We start from the raw sequence: 21,769 nt of genomic DNA, 5'->3' as shown, positions 1-21,769 counted from the left end.
GACTGCCGGGTACAGCTAGAGCGCTGCGAGGAAGACCGGCTCGCCGGGTGTCACGCCGCCCGAGCCGAAGCTGTCGACAGCGATCCAGTAAGCGCATCCGGCGTTCAATGTCGAGAGCGTCAGGCGTTCGGCTCCGAGCACCTGCCAGCAGTGGTACAGGCGGTCTCTTGAGAGCCCGTACCTTACGTTGTAGCCGTCTGCGCCCGTGCTGGGAGTCCAGGAGACGGCGGCGTCGAGAGGGCCCGTGCGTACGGCGTCGACCGTGACGGGACCTGGCGCGGGAACATCATGATGCCCGAACACTCTCACGCCGCTCAGAGCAAACGGGGCTTCCCATGGAACCGAAACTCCCGTCACCCGCACGAACCGGAACATCTCGGGCTGCGCAAGCAGGATGAGCCGGTGAGGTCGGTCGGAGGCATCGACTCGTCCGTCGTGAAGGAGGTCCCACTGGCTGCCGTCGCTCGAGCCCTCCAGAAGGTACCGCACCGGGTGATCTTGGGGGTGGACTGCTCGCAATGCCACGGGCTGCTCATCGGGGCCGCTGCGGTGGCGCCGGGGTTTGTGGCGCGCGACCTGGTGGTCAGCGACATTGACCTGCACGGCATGAACCTGGCGAGGTTGGCGGAGATCGAGGGTGATACTCTCACCAGGGTCAGCGCGATTGGCCGCCCACCACGTGCGGATGTCTTCGTCGACGGCGAGCTCAGGCCCATGCGCCGGTGCCGAGGAGCTCGCCGACACGCGTGCACGGTAGGACTGCAGCATCCAGCCCGTGCTGGTTCCCGTCCACGGATCGACCGGGCCATCGGGCACCCGGGTCGGGTAGTCGCCGAAGGTCTGATTGCAGAACAGCACGCCGTCCTCATCGAAGCCCGCAGGGAAGATGCCGAGTCGTCGTTCGAAGCGATGGTTCACGGAGATGCGCATCGTCGCTGCGTGCCACCAGTTGCCATGAGCGTCCTCGAATGTGCTGCCGTGCCCCGCTCCTGTGATGAAGCCTCCGGGCTTGGATGAGAACGGGCTATGCGGCGAAGGCTTGAACGGACCAAGCGGCGAGTGCGCGGTGTAATACCCGTCGGCGTACACGTTGTACTCGGTGCCGGGCCCGGCGTACTGCATGTAGTAGGTGTCGCCTCGTCGGGTCATCCACGCTCCCTCGAGGTACGGCTGGGAGCTGTGCGTCCCGAACACCCGCGCGCTGAATCGTTCTCGCAATGTGCGCGGGGGTGCCATGCGATTGTTCTCACCGTTACGCTCCCAGCCGTGGGCATTTGGCAGACCGGACAGCAACTCGACAGGTTCGCCCTTGGGGCGCAGTGAGTTTCGGTCTACTTCGACGCCCCGCAGCGGCTCAGTGTTCGAGCACCCCCAATACAGATACGTGCGCGCGTCGCCATCTTGGAAGAGGTGTGGATCCCACCAAGCGAAAGCGCTCTCACCCACGCGCTCGAAGTCCTCAGCCACTGGATCAGCAGAGCGGAAGATAGGACTGCCTGGCTTGCGGCGGGATGCCGTCACCATGAGCGCGCCGTCGACCTCTCGCACGTCGGGCGCGTAATCGCCTGCGGGTAGGGTCGGTGCCGCTTGGAACTGCCAATCCGCCATGTCCGTGGAGTGCCAATAGCCGCCGCTCATCGACGCGAACATGAAGAATCGGTCCCTGAAATACACCACAGAGGGGTCTGCCGCTTCGCGGAAGACCGCGCGCAGGGGCCCGCCCGCGAAGTCCTGCAAGCGGTAGGCGAGGTCCAGCGGGTTGCAGAAGACTGCCCGTGTCGACCTCGCGCTCACAGTCCCGCCAGTGCTTCGCGCAGGTCCCGCTCCAGTTCAGGCGTGCTGTGGGGAATGGCGGGCAACATCATCGCGAGCGTGATGTGCGCAGCTTCGGGACCGGAGGCATCGATCGGGAATGGGAGGTGCTTCTTGAACACACGAGTGAGAGTGCGCCAGGCGGCGCGGTCCTCAGCCAGGGTCTGCAGCGGTGTCTCGAACGTGTACTCTCCGCGCGATTCCGCGGCAACGGGGTAGGTCCACGAATGCGCGCCAGCAGCCACTTCGGTACGTGCCCCGTCGGGATGGGCCGGCAGCAGGACCTCCGCCGATGCGCCGGTAGGCACCGTGATCGCGACGGTCGCCTCGCCGTGTTCGATGTGCCAGGCGACGTCAACCCTGCCCAGAACAGTGTCATGCACCAGGCGTGCTGAGGTCAGGCCCGCCCCGGGCAGAGGCGCGATGCGCATGCGACGGTAACCCGGCTCCACCGCTTCGAGCCCGCCGATGACGCGGTGCATCCACTCGGCGATAGAGCCCAGGGCGTAGTGATTGAGCGAGGTCATCCCTGTGGAGTTGAGGGAGCCGTCGGGGCGGACGGCGTCCCATCGCTCCCAGATCGTCGTCGCACCCTGCGTGACAGGGTAGAGGAACGAGGGACATTCCTGCTCGGTGAGAAGGAGGTAAGCGGTGTCGATGTGCCCGGTTCGCGACAGGGCTTGCGCGACGAGGGGAGTGCCGACGAACCCGGTGGAGACGGTGAACCCGCTCTTGGCGACCAGCTGAGCCAGTCGTGCGCCCGCACGGTCGCGCTGACCGGGCTCGAGCAGATCGAAGCAGATGGCCAGTGAGTAGGCTGTGGCTGAGTCGCTGACCAGCCGGCCCGAAGGGGCGACATACTCTTCACGGAACGCCGCAGCCACTCGCTCCGCCAGGGCAATGTATCGCGCGGCGTCGTCTTCGAGGTTGAGTGCGCCGGCAGCCTCCGCCATCTGCCGGGCAGTCCTGACCAGGCATGCCGTGGCGACGAGATGGCGGTCGGTCTTGCCGCCGCTGGCGTCCTCGGCCGGGGCATCCGGGTCGAGCCAGTCGCCGAATTGGAACCCGGACCCCCAGAGGCCCGACGGATCGAGCAGGCTCTCGACCTGATCGACGAATGCGGTCATCGCTGGCCAGCTGCGTCGGAGGATCTCAATGTCGCCGTACTCCCAGTAGAGAGTCCAGGGCAGTCCGACGACGACGTCGCTCCACAACGCGGTGGGAGCCGAGGGCGTACCGGAGATATCCGGCACGTACCACGGGACGTAGCCCTTCTCACGCTGCTCGGCGGACAGGTCCTGCAGCCACGAGCCGAGCACTTTCCGGACGTCGTACAGGAAAGCAGCGGTCGGCGCGAAGGCGTGCAGGTCACCGGTCCAGCCAAGTCGCTCGTCTCGTTGGGGGCAGTCGGTGGGAACGCCGACGAAGTTCCCACGCATTGACCACACGACGTTCTCGTGCAGTCGAGAAAGGAGCGGGTCGGAAGTCTCCAGCCAGCCGGTGCGTTCCATGTCACTGTGCACGACGACCGCGGTGAGGTCGGCGGGGTCCAGGTCCCCCGGCCATCCTTCGACGTCGACGTAGCGGAATCCGTGGAAGGTGAACGCCGGCTCCCACGTCTCGGGCCCGCCGCCGCGGAGTGTGTAGGAGTCCGTCGCCTTCGCCGTCCGGAGGGTTTCGTACTCGGGTTCGCCGTCGGCGGTGAGCAGCTCGGCGTGCCGCAGCGTGACCGTCTGCCCAGCAGATCCCGCAACGCGCATTCGGACCCATCCGGTGATGATCTGGCCGAAGTCGACCACGGTCCGACCAGCAGGGGAGGTGGTCACCCGCGCGACCGGCAATTCTTCGGTGCGCCGGATCGGAGGCGGCCCATCGGTCGTGAGGACGGCGAGATCGACGTCTTGCGTGACGGCAGGTCGCCAGGTGGAGTCGTCGAACTCAGTCGTGTGCCATCCAGTGGGCTCCTGACGGGCATCGTGCACTTCGCCGTCATAGATGCTCGCAGCCCTGACCGCTCCCTCGCCGATCCGGAAGGACTCATCGGTCCCGATCGTCTCGGTCCGGCCGTCGTACTCGAGGGTGAGCTCCATATACAGCGCGGGTCGGTCATTATAGTGGTGTCGCTTGTGCTCGAATCCGATCCGCCCGACCGCCCAGCCCTCGGCGACCACGGCGCTCAGGACGTTCTCGCCTGCGACGAGGTTCTGCGTCACGTCGTGCTCGCTCACAGCAATGCGGTGGCGGTAGGAAGTCCATCCTGGTGTGAGGACATCTCCTCCAACGCGCAGGCCGTTGACGAACGACTCGACGATGCCGAGTGCGGTGAATCGGAGTGTGGCTGATCGAAGACCCGGATCGACGACGAAGGCGCGTCGGAAGTAGGGGGCTGGACTGCCCTCGGACGACGCGTGCTCATCGGCGACAAAGCGTGCGGCGGGAGAGTCGGCTATTGCAGTCATTGTCGGGCCTTTCCATCGCGCCTCGCCGGCTCGTTCGCCAGACTTCGTCGTTCGCGGCCGAACCAGAAAAGCACATGAATTGACGCGCGTCAAATTCTGGGTTGTCCACCGCCGATGGTGATCACGGTCCGTCCGCGAGATCACGGAACGGGGAGGCCCGCGCCGTAGTTGCGCGGGGCGGGCCTCCGAGCGACTCACTTGACCTTGACGGTGAGCGGCTTCGACTCAGACGACCCGTTCGCGTTCGTGAAGGTGGCGACGAGCGTGTGCGTGCCGCGGGCGACTCCGGTCAGCGCGACGGTCGCGGCCTGCGCATGCGGAGTGTCCGCCGTCAGCTCGCCCTCCCCGACCTTGTTTCCGTCGAGGAAGAACGCGTAGGACGTCGCGTTCGTGCCCCACCATAGAGTCGCCGTCGCGGTGAAGGTGCCGTCCCGGTCCCAGTCATCTGTGCTGACGGCCACCTTGCCGGGCGCTGCATCCTGGACCGTCGCCGTGGTCGTCGTGGTCTGCGTCACTCCCTTCGCGTTGATCAGCTCGGCCTGGTACGTATAGGTGCCGTTCGCCTTGCCTGCGAAAGACGTATCGACCGACTGCGAGGTCACGTCGACGGCGTTGAGCTGGCGTGCATCCACCAGCAGACCGTTCTCGTAGAGGCGGTAGTAGCTGCCCGGCGTGCCATGCCACAGGTTCATCGTGACCGTGTAATTGCCGTCATGGAGGCCGGTGTTCCACCCGCCGTTGTTGGAGAGCGTCGCCCGACCCGGGGCCTTATCAGCGGCGACGAACGACCGGAGCGCGTCGCGGACGGCGAAGTAGGCAGGCTTGGGGTTGAACTCTTCGTCGAACATCGTCGGCTTCGCGCCCGGCAGCCAGGTGTAGAGATGCTTGTCTGTGAAACCCCAGACGCTGATGTCCTTGATTCCAGCAGCCAGGGCTTCGGCGACTACGTCTCCGTAGATTTGAGCCTGCTGAATGGGGTCGTACGTGTGAACGTCGAGTTCGGCGATGGTCACGTCGAGGCCGAGTGCCTTGTACTCGTTGACGATGCTGGTGAGCACGCCCGGGGTCGGGCCGGCGAGCGTTTCGTGCATCTGGAGGGCGACGCCGTCGATGGGCACACCATCAGCGACCATTCCCGACACGAGGTCGTAGAGTTCCTGTCGCTTCTCCGGGTAGAACTCGACCAGGTTCTCGTTGATGAAGAGCTTCGCTGTCGGGTCTGCAGCGTGCGCGATGCGGAACGCTTCGGCGACGTAACCGGGGCCGAGGCGGTCGTAGAAGAGGTTGTGCTCGAGGCCGGTGCCGCCGAACGTGGTGAGCGCTTCGGTTACCACATCCCAACGGTCCATTCGGCCTGTGTACCGCTGCATGATGGTGGTGAAGTGGTCGACCATCGCCTGATGGAACTCCGCCGGGTCGGTCTTGGCTACGAGGTAGTCCGGGTTGAACGAACGAGAGATGCCGCTATGGGCCTTCGCCTGCATGCCGTGCTCTTCAGCGAACGCCACCAATCGGTCGAGCCCTGCGAAGTCGAAGACGCCTTCTTCGGGTTGGACCATGTTCCACTTGAACTCGTTCTCGGGCGAGAGGCTGTTGAACTCCTCGGCGAGGACCTGCCCGTAGCGAGGGTCGGTGAAGTAATTAGCCGGGCGGTCGTCGGCAGTGGACTCTGACGCCTTGACGGACCCGGATCCGAAGAGGATGCCAGCCTCTTGTGCAAGCTCTCGGATGGTGGCTCCCGTATCGGTGTCGGGCTCTGCTGCCGAGGCAGCGGCGGTGGACAGCGTCAGTCCGAGGACGACTGTAGAGGCAAGAGTAATCTTGCTGATCGCTTTCATTGGCTCTGGGTTCCTTGTTGCGCGCCGTCGCGTGAGTCGGCCTGTCGGACAGCCGGTGGCGCTGGGTTGTGTTTCCGGGCAGTGGGGTTCGACGGTGAATCGTGCCGGGTGAAGCGGCCCTCCTTGACTCTCCCTTGAGCGTGGCCGTGCGTATCGCATCGTGAGCGAGAAAAATGTAGCAACTGTGTTGCTTCTGGGGTAGGCCTACTTCAAAATGTGCAAAAAAATGACACCTGCGACTGACCGCAATCTGGTGCACGTGCAACAATTACCGGATGGTTCGACTTGCTGATGGACCTTCGCCCACGAGCAAAAGCCGCCATTGTCGCTGATCCTCCCTAGTCCCCGCCTTCCGGACCCGGGCCAGGTGCCGCCACTCAGGTGGGGCGTCATCGGCACTGGGATCGGACGCAGCTTCGTTCGCGCAGTCGCGCAGCAGACGCGACAGCGAGTGGTCGCGGTAACGGCGCGAAATCAGGAGAAGACGCGAGCGTTCGCGGCAGAGCTCGAGATCGCAACGGTGCACGAGAGCGTCGAAGCTCTGGTGAACGACCCGGGCTGCGACGCCGTCTACATCGCAACGCCCCACCCGCTTCACAAGGACCAGGCACTCGCTGCCATTGCCGCGGGCAAGCATGTGCTCGTCGAAAAACCCATAGCAATGTCCGCCGCCGAAGCCATCGAAATCACCGCCGCGGGTCGCGCAGCGGGCGTCCTCGTCATGGAGGCGATGTGGACCCGCTATCTCCCACAGGCCGACGTCATCCGAAGGGTCATCGCTGATGGGATCATCGGCGATGTCCACCGCGTCCAAGCAGACTTCGGCTTTGTCTCGACATATGACCGCGGCAGCCGGCTGTGGGCCCCTGAGTTGGGGGGCGGAGCGCTGTTGGACGCGGGCATCTATCCCATCTCGTTCGCCTCGTCGATCCTTGGGCCGCCGACACGAATCGAGGTGGCCGGTGACGTAGGGCCCGCGGGGGTGGATGCGCGGGTGGATCTGATGATTGCGACGAGCCGGGGACGCGGGCTTTTGTCGACCTCCATCACCACGCAGCTGCCGACCATCGCAACAGTGAGCGGCTCGGCGGGCGGCATCGCCATCGCCGCCCCTTTCTTCGCCGCGTCTGCGGTCAGAGTGACCCGTGGCGCAGCATGGGATGGAGCAATCGGAGTCTTCAGCACCCCCAAGCTCGCTCACGACGACGGAGGGATCGGCCTTCAGGCGACCGCGTTCGCGTGTTACGTCGCCGAGGGCCGGCTGGAATCACCCTTGCATCCGCACGACGAAGTCGTGAACGTGATGCACGTGATCGATGTCGCTCGTTCGGCCGTGTTCGAAGCCCATTCGGAATGAGCGCTCATCGGCCCTCGACGCGCTTCCTCTGATCGCGGCACCGTACTGCGGCGGCTTCGTGGATGCGGCCCCGTCCGCTCGGGCCGTCTATCACTGAAGCTATCGCGCTCCATAATGTCCCAGGCAGGGCTGCCGCGCAGGAGGTCATGAAGGAGCGACAAGGGCCGGAGCACAGGCCGGAGTCGGCGCCCGCTCCGATTACTGCGGTGCCGGAGAACCGATGCAACTCAAGTCCTGACCCCGAATCCGAGTCGTCGCATGGAGTGTCGCCGGTCTGCAGTCGAGAGTGTTTCGAGTTCACGGTGCGGACACCGCTGACACTCGCCTGAATCATAAGCGCCCCACGCTGGGTAGCGTCGCTGCGACCGGACGTGTGGCGCGCGGGAATCGACCAGTTCTGCCGCCCGCCCGACACACACGAGGAGGGGTGAGTTGGGCCGGGCTCGAGATCGATTCCGCCTGCCGGTATCCCGTAACGCGAACTGTCTTGCAGTAAACACGAACGATCGGTCGTCGCCGCGGAAGCGGGCCGCGTTGCCACGATCGAGGCGAACCGCAGGACCGGCCCGGTGCTAGCAGCCGCCAGCCGCGTGATGGCCGGCTCGACGGCCGCTGAAGACACCATCAGCCAGTGAGAGGCCGGAGATGTAGGCGTTCGAACATACGCCGACTGCGGAGCGCCCTGCTGCATACAGCCCGTTCACGATGCTGCCATCGGCTCTCAGCACCTCGCCAGTCTGCTCGTCGACTTTGAGGCCGCCCAGGGTCAGGCCCGGCAGCGGGAAGTAGAGAGCGTTCTTGGCTGAGATGTTGATAGCGACGAACGGCGCGGTTGCGACCGGTGAGGAGTACGCCGGGGCCTTATGCGCAGGATCGCCGTCTCCCGACGCGATGCCGGAATTGTAGGCCTTGATAGTGGACAGGAGCCCAGCAGGGTCCACCCCCGTTCGGCTGGCGAGCTGCTCGAGCGTCCGTCCACGCTTTGCGCCGAGGAGGAAGAGCGGGAACGCCTGCAGCCGTTGGAACGCCTTTGTCTGCGGAACGATCTGCTGACGCGCGGCGCGCCAGCTGTCCGCATCGTAGAAGGCCCATCCGTTGCCGCCATGGTCGCGCATCAGGTGGTCGCCGAGCGTCGCTCCGTAGAGGTCTTCGTTGGCTATGCGCGCGCCATTCATCCCCACCGCGACACCGTTCAGCAGGCCACTGGGCGGGCTGAGGAAGCGCCAGGCCGTCACGTTGCTCATGTAGTCGACGGCACCGCCGGCGGCGATGCCCAGGGCGATACCGGAGCCGTCGTCGGCCGGAGTCCCGAGCGGACTGATCTCCGTGAAGAGTGGCGCGTACTTTGCCACCCACTCGCGGTTGTATATGAATCCTCCGGCCGCCAGGACCACGGAGGGCGTGCGTACCTGGACCGTTAGCGATCGCCGCTGAAAGATGCCGTCAGCGATGTCGGTGAACGGCTTGCTCAGCATCGGCATCCAGTTGCCGATCTTGCCGAACCCCCGGGACAGCACGCGGTGCAGGCGAGCGCCTCGTGCAGACCTGGGAAGCACCTGATAGCGAAGGCCAACCACGCGGCCATCATCGACAACCACCGACGTGGCGCGGGCGACCGGCAGGAATTCCACCCCACGGTCAGCTGCCGCGGCGGCGAGCCGATTCCACAGCACTTTGCCCGATGCCAAGCCTTTCGCCACGACGCGATGGCCGCGGGGCGCCGGCCGCGCGTGGTCGCGATATGGGTAGGCGCTCTCGTTGCCCGAGTAGTACAGGTAGTAGTCGTCTGTGGGGTATGACGTCTTGTACGAGGGGATGCCTCCGGCGAATGGTACGGCGTGACTCTTGAGCCACTCGATCATTGCCGGGCTCTCGTCACAGAACCTCTTCAGTGTGCTCGGAGAAACGGCGCCGCCGACCTCCTGGCTCAGATAGGCCAGCATCGCCTCCGGCGAGTCCTCGATGCCGGCCTCGCGCTGAGTCGAAGTTCCACCGCCCGCGTACACGACGCCCCCCGAGAGTGCGGACGCTCCGCCCCCATAGGCAGAGTCGATAATCAGCACACGAGCGCCGCGGTCGGCAGCCTCGATCGCGGCGGCGGCGCCGGCAACTCCGTGCCCCACGACGACGACGTCATACTGCGACTCGACCGTCGACGATCGGATCTGTGGGGTCATCGCATCTCCATGTCGAACTCGTCGCCAGCGCCCGCAGGCATTGTGCGACCCTTGCCTCCTCGATGACCGTACCTGCATCGTTGTCACGCGTCAACGCCGAGTTTCCACGACTTCACACGGGCTCCCGCACACGCGGCCAAACGTGGTGATCGGGCGCCATCCATGCAAGCTGACTTGGCGGGCTGTAGACGCGAGCCGCCACGCAGTTTCGCCGGGCCAGGGCGGCTCGTGCCTCATAGCGGGCTGCGCGGTGCTACGGTTCTCGCGGACAGCGACTACGTCCCCAGAGCAACACCGCCGGCATCGTGGGGCGCTGGTTTAGGTGATGGCAGGATTCGACGAAGTGACCGCCGCGAGGCCTCCGCTGGGAGTCGCCGTGGGATGAGCATCGCGATGACGGAGATCGCGGTGATCGCGTCGACCAGTGCCGTCATCGCGGGGTCGCTGGGGATGGAGCTCCTGTGCGGCCTCCAGGTCCGCTGGCGCGCGGGTCCCCGCAGGCCGCCCAGGTTCATGCGTTGTTGCCGATGCTGATCAGGAACACGCCGACAGCGATGACGGCGATGCCGGCGCCCATGCGCGGCGTGAGGGCCTCGCGGAAGAACGCTCTGGCGCCGATTGCGGTCAGCGCGACGCCGCTGGCGGCCCAGATGCCGTAGACGATCCCGATTGGCGGTCCCATGGCCAGGATCACCGCGAGCAGACCGAATGCGGTGATGTAGCAAACGGCGAGCGGAATGATCCAGATCTTCTTCTTCAGGCCCTCGGAAGCGCGCAACGACAGCGAAGCGGCAACCTCGAGCACAACCGCAAGCGCGAGCAGAATCCATACGGTCACGTGTGTACTCCCTGTTGCTTGCGCTCGGCGCTTTGGTGCCCGGTTTCGACGAGCACGACGCCGAGGATGACGACGCCGATCCCAACGATCGAGAGCATCGAGAGGGCATCGCCGAAGAGGACCGCGCCTGCGACCGCAGTGAGCGCGACACCGCTCGCGGCCCAGATGCCGTAGATCACCCCGATGGAGCCGCCGTCGCGTAGCAACTTCGCCATGAGTGCAAACGCCGTGATGTACCCGGCAGCCACAAGGACGAACAGCAGCGGCAGCGAAAGGGCCGCTTTCAGGGCCATCGCACCCGCTACTTCAGCGACGATCGCGCCGCTCAAGATCAGCCATTTCTTCACACGTGTCCCTTTCCCAAGAGTGAACGAAACGACTGTATGCCCAAGTTGGCCGCTTGTCCAAGTCGTTCGGCCAAGAATGGGCTACTATTGCCATATGAGCGTTGGGAGTAGACATGGCTGGTGATCGGCGTTCGCTCGCCGAGCGGCGCGAGCAGCTACTAGATGCTGCGGTGGAGGTGATGTCCGACAAGGGTGTGCGCGGAGCGACGACGCGGTCGATCACCGAGCATGCCGGCGTCCCGCACGGCGCGTTCCACTATTGCTTCGACTCGAAGGATCTATTGATCCGCGCCCTCCTCGAGCGCGAGATCGAGCGCGCTCGCAGTGACGAGGCCGCCGGGGCGGAGCAGACGAAGTCGCTCGAGCAGTGGCTAAATCGGGCTCTCGCGGGACGTGTGCGTCAGGCGATGGAGGTGCCGAAGCGTGAGATTGTGCTCGCCGAGCTATCTCAGCTGGGCCGGACTTCCCCAGCGCTCGCCGTGCACCTGCGGTGGGAGCGAGAACGCTACATGGAGGCAGTGCATGAAGCCATCGCAGCCCGATCCGACCTGGATGACTCCGCGGTTCGCGACATGACCTCCCTCATTGTCGCCAGCGTCGCTGGAATCGTCGACGTCTGGCTGCTGGATCGCAATGACGACAACGCCCTCACCTCCGTCGCGCTTCTCGCGCGAGCCTGCCTCGCCCTCGCGCGGCAGTAGCTCCCGACGCCCGTTGCTGAAGGAATACTCATGAACGACACCGTCCGAGCCGCAACGACGAACGACGCTCACGCACTGGCTGCTTTTGCCGCGATCACCTTCCCGCTCTCCTGCCCGCCGAACGCAACCGCCAAGGACGTCGCCGCGCACATCGCCGAGCACCTTTCCGCGCAGCAGTTTGCGGCCTACCTCTTCGATCCCTTGCGCGCCATCATGGTCACCGTCGACGAGGCCACTGACGCGCTAACCGGCTACACGATGCTGAACGAAAATGAACCCACCGAGGACGTCGCTGCCGTGATCTCGATCGGCTCCACAGTCGAGCTCAGCAAGTTCTACGTCCACCCGGCATACCACGGCTCCGGTATCGCACGAACTCTCATGGCCGCGACCCTGCGCACCGCCATCGAGCGAGGACTCGCCGGCATCTGGCTCGGCGTCAACAACCACAACGAGCGAGCCCACCGCTTCTACCTCAAGCAACACTTCGTCGATGTCGGCACCAGGCACTACCGCCTCGGCGACAGCCTGCAGAGCGATTTCGTCATGGAACGGCCGTTGCTTGACGCGTAGAGCGTAAACCCAACCGCTGCTGCGGTTCGTGCCGGGGCGAGTTGCTATCGCGCCGAGTTCAACGAGATCCGCTACCCGTTGGGTCGCCGTTTGGCGCGCAAGCAGAGCGTTGAGAACCGGGAAGTCCTGTTGAAACGGTGTATGACCACAGTTGGCCATACGACTTGGACAGATGGCCAGTATGGTTACTGCATCGGTTCATCGAGGAGAGGACGCATGTGAAGGTTCTCGTGGTCGGCGCTGGAATCGCTGGAGCAGCCGTAGGCATGTACCTCCATCGCCAAGGGCACCAAGTTCGCATCGTCGACGCCGCGGCGGAGCCGCACGCCGGCGGCTACCTGCTGCAGCTGGATCGCACCGCGCAGGGGATCGCACGTGAGCTCGGGCTAGGCAGGCTCATCCAGGACACGACATTGGAAACGCCGCAGATCACTCTGCTCCCCTGGCGCCGACGGCGCGGTTCGATCCGCCTGTCGTCGTTCCGCGTCGCCCGCCGAGGGGACTTCGTCACCGCAGTGATGCAGTGTGCTGCACAAGAGGTTGAAGTCGAACTGGGGATCGCGCTGACCTCCCTCGAACACGTTGCCGGCGGGGTGATCGCTCGGTTCGGCGACGGCACGCAGGAGCAGTTCGATCTGATCGTCGGCGCCGATGGGCTCCGCTCGACTGTCCGCGGCCTGATGGCGACCAACGATCAGCCGATCTACAAGAACGGTCACCTCACGGTGTGGGCCAACCTCCCCGTCGAAGCCGGCAGCAGCCCCCGAGCACTGCTCGGCTGGGACAAGAGTATGACTCTGCAGATGTTCCCCTACCCCGATGGGGCGTCCGAACTTGCGCTGGTGAGCGTGCGCACGCCGCACGGACAACTCACGCCCGAGGAAGGCCACCAGACCATCACCCGCGCCTTCAGAGAGTGGGGCTTCAATCGAGAAGCAGAGATGCTCGCCCAGTTCGACCCGGAAGGGCTTCGGATCATGTCATTCGCGCAGGCCAGAACGCCGGCATGGTCGAGCCGCCGCGTAGTCCTCGTCGGAGATGCCGCCCATTGCATCGACCCAATGTCCGGCCTCGGCGCGCATGGCGCCTTCTTCGGCGCCCGCAACCTCGACCGTGCTCTTCAGAACACGCGCTCACTGAGCGGAGCGCTCCGCAACTACGAGCGGCGCACGCGACCGTTCACGGAGATGGCGCAACGACTCACCGCCGGGTTGCTCGAGGGACTGACGGCCGACCGCCCGAAGCATGTAGGAATCGGATTGAAGGATCTTGCCCGCGCGGCAATCTGGCGCACCCAATTGCGCAAGCCCGACCTCAGTAAGGCTGTATGAGACCGAGCAGCATCAGGAAGAGAAGCATCCGCTAAGTTACTCGGGACACGCGAGTCGAGCCTCGCTCGAAACAACTCAACCTGTGTGCCGTCTGGCGATGCAGCGGATCTTATGGATGCCCCGTGCTGGATCTGAACCCGGTGACGGTCCTGATCGGCGCTGGCGTCGGCGGCTTTGGGCTGCTGATAGTGGGTGCGCAGCTTGGCGGTTGCGGCGACGTACTCGTTGCAGGCGATCGTCTGCCCTGCGTCAACAAGGACCGAGCATGCGCCCTCGGGCGTTGCTCGGCGCGCGCGCCACCTCGACGACGGGCAGCGCCGTTCAGTGGGGGGCGTGGTATTCGGTCTCGCCGGCCTTCCAGTAGCCCTTGACGATCGCGGAGTCGGCGTCGAGCTGCCAGCGGTCGAGCAGGAGGGCGCGGCCGGGCTTGACGATGGATTGCTCCGCCGCGATGAATCCGAACACGGCGCCGGCGGGGCGGTCGGCGGGGGGCGTGGCTTCCAGTCGCTCGGTCAGCGCCGCCCCCGCTGGTCGGTCGCCGCGGTGAACCTGCTCGACCACGACGTCCGCCGGGGCATCGATTGCGAGCTCGTGTGCGGCATCCGTCACCTCCACGAGGATCCGGCCGACGGCGTCGGCGTCCATCGCCTCGGCGAAGCGCCGGATCGCGGGCACTGCCGTCTCATCGCCGGCGAGGAACCAGGCGTCGGGCCGGCCGACGAGCACCTTTGACCCTCGGGGACCGCCGATGCCGGCGATCGAGCCTAGCGGGGCGGTCGCCGCCCATGCGGCGGCGATGCCCGCCGTTCTTGCGGACGGGTCCCCGTGGATCGCGAACTCGAGTTCGAGCCAGTTCTCGCCCCACGCGAGCGGGGTGTATTCGCGGCTGGGTGCCGCACGCAGTTCCTCGGCGGTCTGAGGGTCGCCGTCGGGGAAGAAGATGCGCAGGTGGTCGTCGGCGCCGGGCGAGGCGAAGCCGGCGAGATCCGCACCTTCCAGGCGAACGCGTACGTAGGAGCGGGTGAGCCATTCGCGGGCGCTCAGCACGACGCGGCGGAATCGCAGCTCGAGCCCGCGGGGTTCGAGGGTGAAGGCGGGAGAGGTGGTGGAGGTCATGGATTCGTTCCTTTCGGCGTCATTCCCAGATCACGATCGGCCGTCCGGCGACCGTGGCGACGTGGGCGGGGGTGTCGTACAGCGCGCTGAGACGTTCCTCGGTGATGACCTCGGCGACGTTCCCGTGGTGCACAACGCGGCCGTCGCGCATCGCGACGATGTCGTCGGCGTACTGCGCCGCGACGTTGATGTCGTGCAGCACGACGACCACCGTCATCCCTCGTTCGTTCGCGAGTCGTCGCACGAGCTTCATGAGCGCCACGCCGTGCCGCGGATCGAGATTGTTCAGCGGCTCGTCCAGGAGCAGATGGTCGGTGTCCTGCGCGAGCGCCATGGCCACGAACGCCCGCTGTCGCTGCCCGCCCGACAGCTCGTCGAGGAACCGGGTGCGCACCGCACCGAGATCGAGCATCCCGATGGCCCGCTCGACGTGGCCGCGATCATCCGGCGTGCGGCCGCTGCCGCCGTGCGGAAACCGTCCGTACGCGACGAGGTCTTCGACGCTCAACCTGATGGCGAGGTGGTTGTCCTGCCGCAGGATGGCGAGGCGCCGGGCCAGATCGCGGGTCTTCGTGGTCGCGACATCCTGGCTATCGACGGTGATGCGCCCGCCGTCGGTGGGGATGAGGCGGCCGATCGCCGAAAGCAGGGTGGACTTGCCGGCGCCGTTGGGGCCGATGATCGCCGTGACGCCGGGACGGATGTCGAGGGACACGTCGTCGACGGCCACGAGTGCGCCGTGGCGTTTGACCACCGAGTCGGTGCGGATCATCAGCGGGCCCTTCCGGTGAGAACGAGGACGATGAAGAAGATGCCGCCGACGAACTCGATAACGATCGGCAGCTCGGTGCCGAACCCGAGCACGCGGGCGAGGATCAGCTGACCGCCGATCAGCGCGATCACCCCGATCGCGATCGCCGCGGGGATGCTGCGCAGGTGCCGGTGGCCGACGGCCCCGTACGCGAGGTTCGCAATGATGAGCCCGAAGAACGTCACCGGGCCGACCAGGGCGGTGGATGCCGCGACCATCGCCGCGATCGCAACGATGACGTGCATCACCACGCGGCGATGCTCGACGCCCAACGAGATGGCCGTGGTCTCGCCGAGTGAGAGCACGTCGAGCTCGCGCCGGATCGGCCAGAGCGATGCGAGGGCGACGGCAACCAGGATGCCGGTGGGAACCAGCAGCTCGCGGTCGACCGAGGTGAAGCTTGCGAAGGCGAGGTTCTGCAGGATCGCGAAGGTGTCGGGGTCGAGCAGGCGCTGGAGGAACGCCGTCACCGAACGGAACAGCACACCGAGTACGAGGCCGGCCAGCACGATGACGTGCAGGTCGAGGCGCCGCCGCACGAAGAGCCACCAGTACAGCAGCACGATCGAACCCGCCATGAGCACGAGCTCGACCAGCCACGACGCGAGTGGCGGTGCCGCGACGAGCAGGGCCGGGCCGATCGCGAACGCGACCAGCGTCTGGATCGCGAGGAACACGGCGTCGAACCCCATGATCCCGGGGGTGAGGATGCGGTTGGAGGTGATGGTCTGGAAGAGCACGGTCGCCGCGCCGACGGCGGCGGCGGCGATGACCATGCCCGCGACGGTGCGCCCGCGCAGGCCCAATGCGTACTCCCACTTGCCGGGCAGGTCGGTGAAGAGGAACAGCAGCACGAGGAGGAGCGCACCGGCGGTCAGGGCGAGGAGGGCGCCCGTCGGGTGCCGCAGGACTCGCGCGGCGCGACGCACCGGTGCCGTGAGGCTCATCGCGCCCCCACCCGGGGTGCTGCGCGCCGCTGCGAGCGCGGTGCGGCGGCGGAGGGCGAGGCGGTGCCCAGCAGGAGCCACAGGAAGACGATGCCGCCCAGCACCCCCATCACGATCGAGATCGGCAGCTCGAACGGGAACCGCACGACACGGCCGATGATGTCGCACAGCAGCACGATCGCCGCGCCGAGGAGCGCGACCAGCGGCACGGCTCGGCGCATGTTGTCGCCGATGAGGCGGCTGACGATGTTGGGCGCGATGAGGCCGAGGAACGGCAGGACGCCGGTGACGACCATGAGGATGCCGGTGACGACCGCGATGATCGTGACGCCGAGGCCCATGACGGCCCGGGTGTCGAGCCCGAGACCGCGGGCGGTGTCGTCGCCGAGGCCGGCGACGGTGAAGCGGTCGGCGGCGATCCACGCGACCAGGGCCGCCGCGGCCGCGAGGTAAAGGATCTCGTAACGGCCGCGCAGGATGGCGGAGAAATCGCCGATCCCCCAGCTGAGGAGCTCCTGCAGCAGGTCCGTGCGGTAGGCGATGAACATGGTCACCGCGCCGATCACGCCGCCGTAGAGGATGCCGACGATGGGCACGAGCACGCTGGCGCGCGAGGGGATGCGGCGCGCGAGAGCGAGGAATCCGAAGACTCCGACGAGCGCGCCGACGGCGGCGAACGCCGCCTTGCCCCACAGTGGCACGCCGGGGACGGCCAGCAGCACCGCGAGCAACGCCAGGCTCGCGGCATCCGTCGCTCCTGTCGTGCCCGGCTCGACGAACCGGTTGCGCACCAGCAGCTGCATGATCAGGCCGGTGATCGCGAAGGCGGCGCCGGTGAGGACCAGTGCGACGGTGCGGGGCACGCGGCTGGCGAAGAGGATGAAGCCGTCGAGCTCGGCTACGCCGATGAACAGCGAGATCGTCGCGAGGGCGGCCACGGCGGCCACCCCCGCGACGATCCAGAGCGTGGGGGAGAGACGGGTCAGTGCTCCGCGCTCCCCGCTCGGAGGTCGGTCGTCACGAGACCGGTCAGCTGCCGGCGACGTCGTGGATCGACGTCAGCACGTTCTCGATGGCGGTGAGGCCGTTGATCACGATGTACAGCTCGCTCGCCGGGAGGTAGACGATGCGGTCCTCCTGTGCGGCGGTCGTCTGCGCGACGAGCTCGTTGTCGAGCGCCTCTTCGGCGCTCGAGCCCTCGCCGGTCGCCGCGCCGCGGTCGAACGCGAAGATCCAGTCCGGGTTCGCCGTGAGGATGAACTCGTTCGTCACGGTGTCGCCGTGCGGCGAACCCTCGGCGCCGGGAAGATCGGCGGCGACGACAGCCGGGGTCCAGCCGAGCTCGTCGTAGAAGTAGCCGAAGCGCGAGCCCTCGCCGAACGCACCGTACTCGCCGCCCGACACCGACAGCACGAGAGCCGTGCCGTCCGCCTCGGACTGGATCGTCGAGACGAGCTCCTCGATGTCGCCGGTGAGCGCGGCGACCTCGTCCTCCTTGCCGAAGATCTCGCCCAGCTGGGCGGCACGCTCGAGGCCGGCGGACGGGTCGAAGGTGCCGGCGTAGGCGCCGGTGAGGTCGATGGTCGTCGCGATCTCGGACAGTTCGTCGAACTGGCCCGTGCTGCGGGCGGCCGTGACGATGAGCTCGGGCTCGAGCTCGGCGACGGCCTCGAAGTCGGGCTCGAACAGCGTGCCGACCTTCGGCAGGTCGGCGTACTCCGACAGGTAGTCGGGGAGCGGGATGTCGGGGATGCCGACCACCGCGTCGCCGGCGCCGATCGCGTGGAGCGTGTCCAGCGTGGCGATGTCGAACGTCACGACCGAAGCGGGGTTCGCCTCGACCTCGACCGTGTCGCGGGCGACTTCGGTGTCCTCCTGGTACGAGGACTCGCCGTCCTCCTCCACGAGCACGAGGGTCGGCTTGGCGTTCTCGACCACGACGGTGGTCGCGGTCTCCGCGGCATCGGCGGCGTCTTCGGCAGGTGCCGATGCCGCGCACCCGGCGAGGGCGAGAGCGGTGACGCTCAGAGCAGCGGCGGGCAGGAGCAGGCGCGTTCTCGTGTGCATGTAGTTAGGTTAGCCTAAGCAAACCCAGACCGAAGTTTGATAACGTCACGCGCGAGACCACATCACCCTCGCCGACCGATGCGCTCCGTCCATGTGGGGGCGGCAGGCTGCTCGTTCGGTGCAGGGTGTGGGCCGACGAGGTGCTGGAGAGAGGCACGTCCGGGATGCGGGGTTGGGCCTTTCCAAGCGGTCACGTTCGCGGCAATCTAGGCAGTGCCGCAGCCGCAACACTTCACCCGCGAGAGGCCGGGAGGCGGCGTCAGTGCGTGCCCACCTGGTGCCCACGGTCCAGCGAGATTCGCCAGGAACGACCAGGCGCGAGAACTGAAACAGCGTGGGCGCAATTCGCGGGTTTACGCGGAGGGCCGACTCAGAGCGCACGGCAAGGATCGGCGCGGATCCCTCAAGGCGAGATTCAAATCCCTCCGTCTCCGCAGAAAAACCCCCGGTTGACCGGGGGTTTTCTCGTTATTGGATAACTGCCTCAGAACCCGGCGCGGCCCAGTGGCCATGGCAAGCGTCACTGTGCCAGGTCGTGCCGGCGAAACGGCGGCGCGGTGCAGCTGGACGGTGGTGAGAGCCGGCGGTTGGGCTGAGCACAGACGGCCGCGGCGGATCGTCCTGGACCAAATAGGCGGAATGCGCCCGCGAGTCAGCGGACTGCGTCGTCCGGGGAAGTGGTGAGGAGTGCGAGCTCGGCGCGTGTAGGTGCCTGCTCCCAGTCGCCGACCCCGCTGACGGCCAGCGCTCCACAGAGCGCTCCGCGGTGCATCCGCTGAGCGATGGGCAGATCGTCGAGCATGCCTGAGAGGTAACCGGCAGTGAAGGCGTCACCGGCCCCGATGCTGTTCACCTGCGCGATCGGGTGCGCGGGGCAGGAGACGGCGCCGCTGGCATCGAAGACGGTGGCGCCACGGATGCCACGTTTGACGACCACCTCTCGGACCCCTGCGCCCAGGAGGTCGGCGACCCGCTCCGTCTCATCCGCTCCGTAGGCGACCAACTCGAGTTCGTCTTCGGACGCGACGACGACGTCGGCGCCGCGGGCGAGTGAACCCAGCGCTGCGGTCGCTGTGGCGCGGTCCCACAGCTTCGCCCGATAATTGACATCGAACGACACCGCGGCCGCCGTCTCCCGCGCTCGGTCGATCGCCGCGGCCGTGGCCAGCCGCGCGGTGTCGGACAGTGCAGGGGTGATCCCGCTGAGATGCCAGATCTTCGCATCGATCGCGGAGATCGGTGGCAGATCCGACGGACCGAGGAGGGATCCAGCTGACGCGCGACGATGATAGGTCACAGTGGGCGGCATGGCGGCTGGCATGTCGACGAGCATGAGAGCCGTGGCCGCGGAGTCGTCTCGCCGCACCCACGTGGTGTCGACGCCCTCCGCGCGCAGCGTCCGGGCGATGAGGTCACCGGCCGGATCCGTGCCGATCGCACCCACCCACGTAGCGCCGTGACCGAGGCGCGACAGGCCGATCGCGACGTTCATCTCGGCGCCGGCGGGCGAGGCCTGCAACGGCCCGCCGAGCGCGAGGCGTCCGTGCGAGCGGATCGCGACGAGCGCCTCGCCGAGGGTGACGACATCCATCGTCTACTCCGCCGCCGACAGTGCGCGGAACTCGGCGGCGCGAACGGCGAGCGAGGCGAGGTCGAGCGGGTCGGTGGCCTTCCCCGTCAGCGGCGAGCCCACGCCGAGCGCGAGCGCGCCCCGTCGCAGGTACTCGCGGCCGGTGGCGAGATCGACCCCGCCCACCGGGATGAGGGACACACCGGGGAACGGCGCCCGCAGCGCGGACAGGTAGGCCGGTCCGCCGAACTCGGCGGGGAAGAGCTTGACCGCGGAGGCCCCGCGTTCGAGGGCCTCCAGGATCTCGGTGGGGGTCAGTGCTCCCGCCAGCACGGGGACGCCCGCGTCGACGGACGCCTCGATCGAGGCGGTGACGGCCGGAGTCACCATGAACGTCGCGCCCGCAGCGGTGGCCGCGGCCACGTCGGCGGCGGTGAGCACCGTGCCCGCGCCGATCTCGGCGCGAGGGTCTGCGGCGAGCGTGCTGATCGCGTCGAGCGCGCCCGGCGTCGTCAGCGACACCTCGAGCGCACGGAAGCCCGCCTCGATGAGGGTGCGGCCGATCGCGACGGCGTGGGCGCGCGACGCGCTGCGGACGATCGGCATGACGCGTTCGGCGACCAGCAGGTCGCGCAGTTCGGTCGAGGTCACCATTCTGCGAAGCTCCCGTCATCGTGGCGCCACACGGGGCCGCGCCAGGCGTGGCCGCGTGCGTCGGCGTCGCGCACGGCGGCCTCATCGATCTCGATCCCGAGCCCGGGCTTGGTCAGCCGCTCGATGTACCCGGTCGAGAAGTCGAAGTCCGAGGTATCGACGACGTAGTCGAGCACCTCGCCGTCGTCGTTGTAGTGGATGCCGATGCTGTGCTCCTGGATGAAGAAGTTCGGCACGGCGAAGCCGATCTGCAGGCACGACGCAAGCGCGATCGGCCCGAGCGGGCAGTGGGGTGCCAGCTGGACGTCGTAGATCTCGGCCAGGCTCGCGATGCGGTGCACCTCGGAGATGCCGCCGGCGTGCGACAGGTCGGGCTGGGCGATCGCGATGCCCGACTGGAACACCGGCAGGAACTCCTGCCGGCTGAACAGCCGCTCGCCGGTGGCGATCGGGATCGACGTCATGTCGGCGATGCGGCCGATCAGGTGACTGTTCTCGGGGACGACGGGCTCTTCGACGAACATCGGACGCAGCGGCTCGAGCGCGGGCATGAGCCGTCGCGCGTCCGCCAGGCCGATGCGACCGTGGAAGTCGACCCCGACATCGCCGGTGTCGCCGAGCACGTCGCGCGCTGCGGCGACGCGGGAGACGACGCCGTCGAGGTCGCGGAGGTTCGAGATCCGCTCCATCTTGCCGGACGCGTTCATCTTGACGGCGGTGAGGCCCTGCTCGAGCCGCGCGGAGATCGCATCCGAGACCTCGTTCGGCTCGTCGCCGCCGACCCAGCCGTAGACGCGGATGCGGTCGCGCACCGGTCCGCCGAGCATCTGGTGCACGGGCAGTCCGGCGACCTTGCCCGCAATGTCCCACAGCGCCTGATCGAGCCCGGAGACCGCGGAAGACAGGATCGGGCCGCCGCGGTAGAACGAGCCCTTCGTCATGACCTGCCAGTGGTCCTGGATCCGCAGCGGATCCTGGCCGATGAGCAGCTCCGACAGCTGCCCGACGGCGGTGCGCACCGTCTCGGTGCGACCCTCGACGACCGGTTCGCCCCAGCCGACGACACCGGTGTCGGTCTCGACGCGGACGAACAGCCATCGCGGCGGGATGAGGAATGTCTCGATGCGCGCAATCTGCACGGGTGACCCAATCGACGTTGGTGGGAGCGTGA

18 protein-coding genes are annotated in these 21,769 nt (G+C 67.0%); 4 read left to right on the top strand and 14 right to left on the bottom strand.

The genetic code is table 11. The annotated features are described in order from the left end of the window. Window positions 1-15 precede the first annotated feature (15 nt). The 3 genes from ACFC1I_RS11855 to ACFC1I_RS11845 all read right to left on the bottom strand — a co-directional run bounded on the left by ACFC1I_RS11855 (window position 16) and on the right by ACFC1I_RS11845 (window position 6,109). Window positions 16-1,794: a family 43 glycosylhydrolase gene (locus ACFC1I_RS11855; protein ID WP_376009294.1), complete on the bottom strand. Its 1,779-nt coding sequence runs from the start codon at window positions 1,792-1,794 to the stop codon at window positions 16-18. Beyond that, window positions 1,791-4,271 (bottom strand): family 78 glycoside hydrolase catalytic domain, encoded by a 2,481-nt coding sequence (locus tag ACFC1I_RS11850; RefSeq protein ID WP_376009292.1) that lies wholly within the window; start codon window positions 4,269-4,271, stop codon window positions 1,791-1,793. The genes ACFC1I_RS11855 and ACFC1I_RS11850 overlap by 4 nt, the downstream gene beginning before the upstream one ends. A 194-nt stretch (window positions 4,272-4,465) precedes the next feature. Next, window positions 4,466-6,109, bottom strand: coding sequence for an endo-1,4-beta-xylanase (locus ACFC1I_RS11845; RefSeq protein ID WP_376009289.1), 1,644 nt, complete (start codon window positions 6,107-6,109; stop codon window positions 4,466-4,468). A 367-nt stretch (window positions 6,110-6,476) separates the two neighbouring features. Between ACFC1I_RS11845 and ACFC1I_RS11840 the strand changes: the two genes are divergently transcribed. After that, window positions 6,477-7,466 (top strand): Gfo/Idh/MocA family protein, encoded by a 990-nt coding sequence (locus tag ACFC1I_RS11840; RefSeq protein WP_376009375.1) that lies wholly within the window; start codon window positions 6,477-6,479, stop codon window positions 7,464-7,466. Window positions 7,467-8,038: 572 nt separating this feature from the next. Here ACFC1I_RS11840 and ACFC1I_RS11835 read toward each other — a convergent pair. The 3 genes from ACFC1I_RS11835 to ACFC1I_RS11825 form a co-directional block, all read right to left on the bottom strand. Beyond that, window positions 8,039-9,643 carry an FAD-binding protein gene (locus ACFC1I_RS11835; RefSeq protein WP_376009286.1) on the bottom strand — a complete coding sequence of 535 codons (1,605 nt, stop codon included), beginning with the start codon at window positions 9,641-9,643 and terminating at the stop codon, window positions 8,039-8,041. A gap of 511 nt (window positions 9,644-10,154) precedes the next feature. Then, window positions 10,155-10,481, bottom strand: a complete 327-nt coding sequence (locus tag ACFC1I_RS11830) for a DMT family transporter (protein ID WP_376009283.1) — start codon at window positions 10,479-10,481, stop codon at window positions 10,155-10,157. Next, window positions 10,478-10,828 carry a DMT family transporter gene (locus ACFC1I_RS11825; protein ID WP_376009281.1) on the bottom strand — a complete coding sequence of 117 codons (351 nt, stop codon included), beginning with the start codon at window positions 10,826-10,828 and terminating at the stop codon, window positions 10,478-10,480. Before ACFC1I_RS11825 ends, ACFC1I_RS11830 begins: the two co-directional genes overlap by 4 nt. Before the next feature lie 113 nt (window positions 10,829-10,941). Here ACFC1I_RS11825 and ACFC1I_RS11820 point away from each other — a divergent pair, with 113 nt between their 5' ends. From ACFC1I_RS11820 to ACFC1I_RS11810, 3 genes are all read left to right on the top strand, one after another. Then, the gene (locus tag ACFC1I_RS11820) at window positions 10,942-11,529 is read left to right on the top strand and encodes a TetR/AcrR family transcriptional regulator (RefSeq protein WP_376009279.1); all 588 of its coding nucleotides are present in this window, start codon (window positions 10,942-10,944) and stop codon (window positions 11,527-11,529) included. A 30-nt stretch (window positions 11,530-11,559) separates the two neighbouring features. Then, the gene (locus tag ACFC1I_RS11815) at window positions 11,560-12,102 is read left to right on the top strand and encodes a GNAT family N-acetyltransferase (protein ID WP_376009276.1); all 543 of its coding nucleotides are present in this window, start codon (window positions 11,560-11,562) and stop codon (window positions 12,100-12,102) included. Window positions 12,103-12,320: 218 nt separating this feature from the next. Then, window positions 12,321-13,433 (top strand): FAD-dependent oxidoreductase, encoded by a 1,113-nt coding sequence (locus tag ACFC1I_RS11810; protein ID WP_376009273.1) that lies wholly within the window; start codon window positions 12,321-12,323, stop codon window positions 13,431-13,433. Between the two features lie 321 nt (window positions 13,434-13,754). Here ACFC1I_RS11810 and ACFC1I_RS11805 read toward each other — a convergent pair whose 3' ends face one another. The 8 genes from ACFC1I_RS11805 to dgoD all read right to left on the bottom strand — a co-directional run bounded on the left by ACFC1I_RS11805 (window position 13,755) and on the right by dgoD (window position 21,737). Further along, window positions 13,755-14,549, bottom strand: coding sequence for a siderophore-interacting protein (locus ACFC1I_RS11805; RefSeq protein WP_376009270.1), 795 nt, complete (start codon window positions 14,547-14,549; stop codon window positions 13,755-13,757). Between the two features lie 19 nt (window positions 14,550-14,568). After that, complete coding sequence (locus ACFC1I_RS11800) at window positions 14,569-15,321, bottom strand: ABC transporter ATP-binding protein (protein ID WP_376009268.1); 753 nt, start codon at window positions 15,319-15,321, stop codon at window positions 14,569-14,571. Then, window positions 15,321-16,307 (bottom strand): iron chelate uptake ABC transporter family permease subunit, encoded by a 987-nt coding sequence (locus ACFC1I_RS11795; protein WP_376009265.1) that lies wholly within the window; start codon window positions 16,305-16,307, stop codon window positions 15,321-15,323. The genes ACFC1I_RS11800 and ACFC1I_RS11795 overlap by 1 nt, the downstream gene beginning before the upstream one ends. Beyond that, window positions 16,304-17,254, bottom strand: a complete 951-nt coding sequence (locus ACFC1I_RS11790; RefSeq protein ID WP_376009263.1) for an ABC transporter permease — start codon at window positions 17,252-17,254, stop codon at window positions 16,304-16,306. The genes ACFC1I_RS11795 and ACFC1I_RS11790 overlap by 4 nt, the downstream gene beginning before the upstream one ends. Window positions 17,255-17,336: 82 nt before the next feature. Then, a complete protein-coding gene (locus ACFC1I_RS11785) occupies window positions 17,337-18,374 on the bottom strand; it encodes a siderophore ABC transporter substrate-binding protein (RefSeq protein ID WP_376009260.1) in 1,038 nt (345 codons plus the stop codon). Between the two features lie 652 nt (window positions 18,375-19,026). Then, the gene (locus tag ACFC1I_RS11780) at window positions 19,027-19,965 is read right to left on the bottom strand and encodes a sugar kinase (RefSeq protein WP_376009257.1); all 939 of its coding nucleotides are present in this window, start codon (window positions 19,963-19,965) and stop codon (window positions 19,027-19,029) included. A 3-nt stretch (window positions 19,966-19,968) separates the two neighbouring features. Beyond that, window positions 19,969-20,598 (bottom strand): bifunctional 4-hydroxy-2-oxoglutarate aldolase/2-dehydro-3-deoxy-phosphogluconate aldolase, encoded by a 630-nt coding sequence (locus ACFC1I_RS11775; RefSeq protein ID WP_376009255.1) that lies wholly within the window; start codon window positions 20,596-20,598, stop codon window positions 19,969-19,971. After that, a complete protein-coding gene (dgoD, locus tag ACFC1I_RS11770) occupies window positions 20,592-21,737 on the bottom strand; it encodes a galactonate dehydratase (protein WP_376009253.1) in 1,146 nt (381 codons plus the stop codon). Before dgoD ends, ACFC1I_RS11775 begins: the two co-directional genes overlap by 7 nt. Between the last annotated feature and the right edge of the window lie 32 nt (window positions 21,738-21,769).

This window comes from Microbacterium sp. NPDC056044 (assembly GCF_042267145.1).
Lineage (GTDB): Bacteria > Actinomycetota > Actinomycetes > Actinomycetales > Microbacteriaceae > Microbacterium.
Note: the sequence above shows the minus strand (reverse complement) of the source record. Positions and strands in the feature narration are given on the sequence as shown.

What these genes read in the sequence shown, in the direction of transcription:
- ACFC1I_RS11850 (WP_376009292.1), bottom strand. Translation starts at nt 4,271, where the DNA reads ATGACTGCAATAGCCGACTCTCCCGCCGCACGCTTTGTCGCCGATGAG.
- ACFC1I_RS11845 (WP_376009289.1), bottom strand. Translation starts at nt 6,109, where the DNA reads ATGAAAGCGATCAGCAAGATTACTCTTGCCTCTACAGTCGTCCTCGGA.
- ACFC1I_RS11835 (WP_376009286.1), bottom strand. Translation starts at nt 9,643, where the DNA reads ATGACCCCACAGATCCGATCGTCGACGGTCGAGTCGCAGTATGACGTC.
- ACFC1I_RS11820 (WP_376009279.1), top strand. Translation starts at nt 10,942, where the DNA reads ATGGCTGGTGATCGGCGTTCGCTCGCCGAGCGGCGCGAGCAGCTACTA.
- ACFC1I_RS11815 (WP_376009276.1), top strand. Translation starts at nt 11,560, where the DNA reads ATGAACGACACCGTCCGAGCCGCAACGACGAACGACGCTCACGCACTG.
- ACFC1I_RS11805 (WP_376009270.1), bottom strand. Translation starts at nt 14,549, where the DNA reads ATGACCTCCACCACCTCTCCCGCCTTCACCCTCGAACCCCGCGGGCTC.
- ACFC1I_RS11800 (WP_376009268.1), bottom strand. Translation starts at nt 15,321, where the DNA reads ATGATCCGCACCGACTCGGTGGTCAAACGCCACGGCGCACTCGTGGCC.
- ACFC1I_RS11795 (WP_376009265.1), bottom strand. Translation starts at nt 16,307, where the DNA reads ATGAGCCTCACGGCACCGGTGCGTCGCGCCGCGCGAGTCCTGCGGCAC.
- ACFC1I_RS11785 (WP_376009260.1), bottom strand. Translation starts at nt 18,374, where the DNA reads ATGCACACGAGAACGCGCCTGCTCCTGCCCGCCGCTGCTCTGAGCGTC.
- ACFC1I_RS11780 (WP_376009257.1), bottom strand. Translation starts at nt 19,965, where the DNA reads ATGGATGTCGTCACCCTCGGCGAGGCGCTCGTCGCGATCCGCTCGCAC.
- ACFC1I_RS11775 (WP_376009255.1), bottom strand. Translation starts at nt 20,598, where the DNA reads ATGGTGACCTCGACCGAACTGCGCGACCTGCTGGTCGCCGAACGCGTC.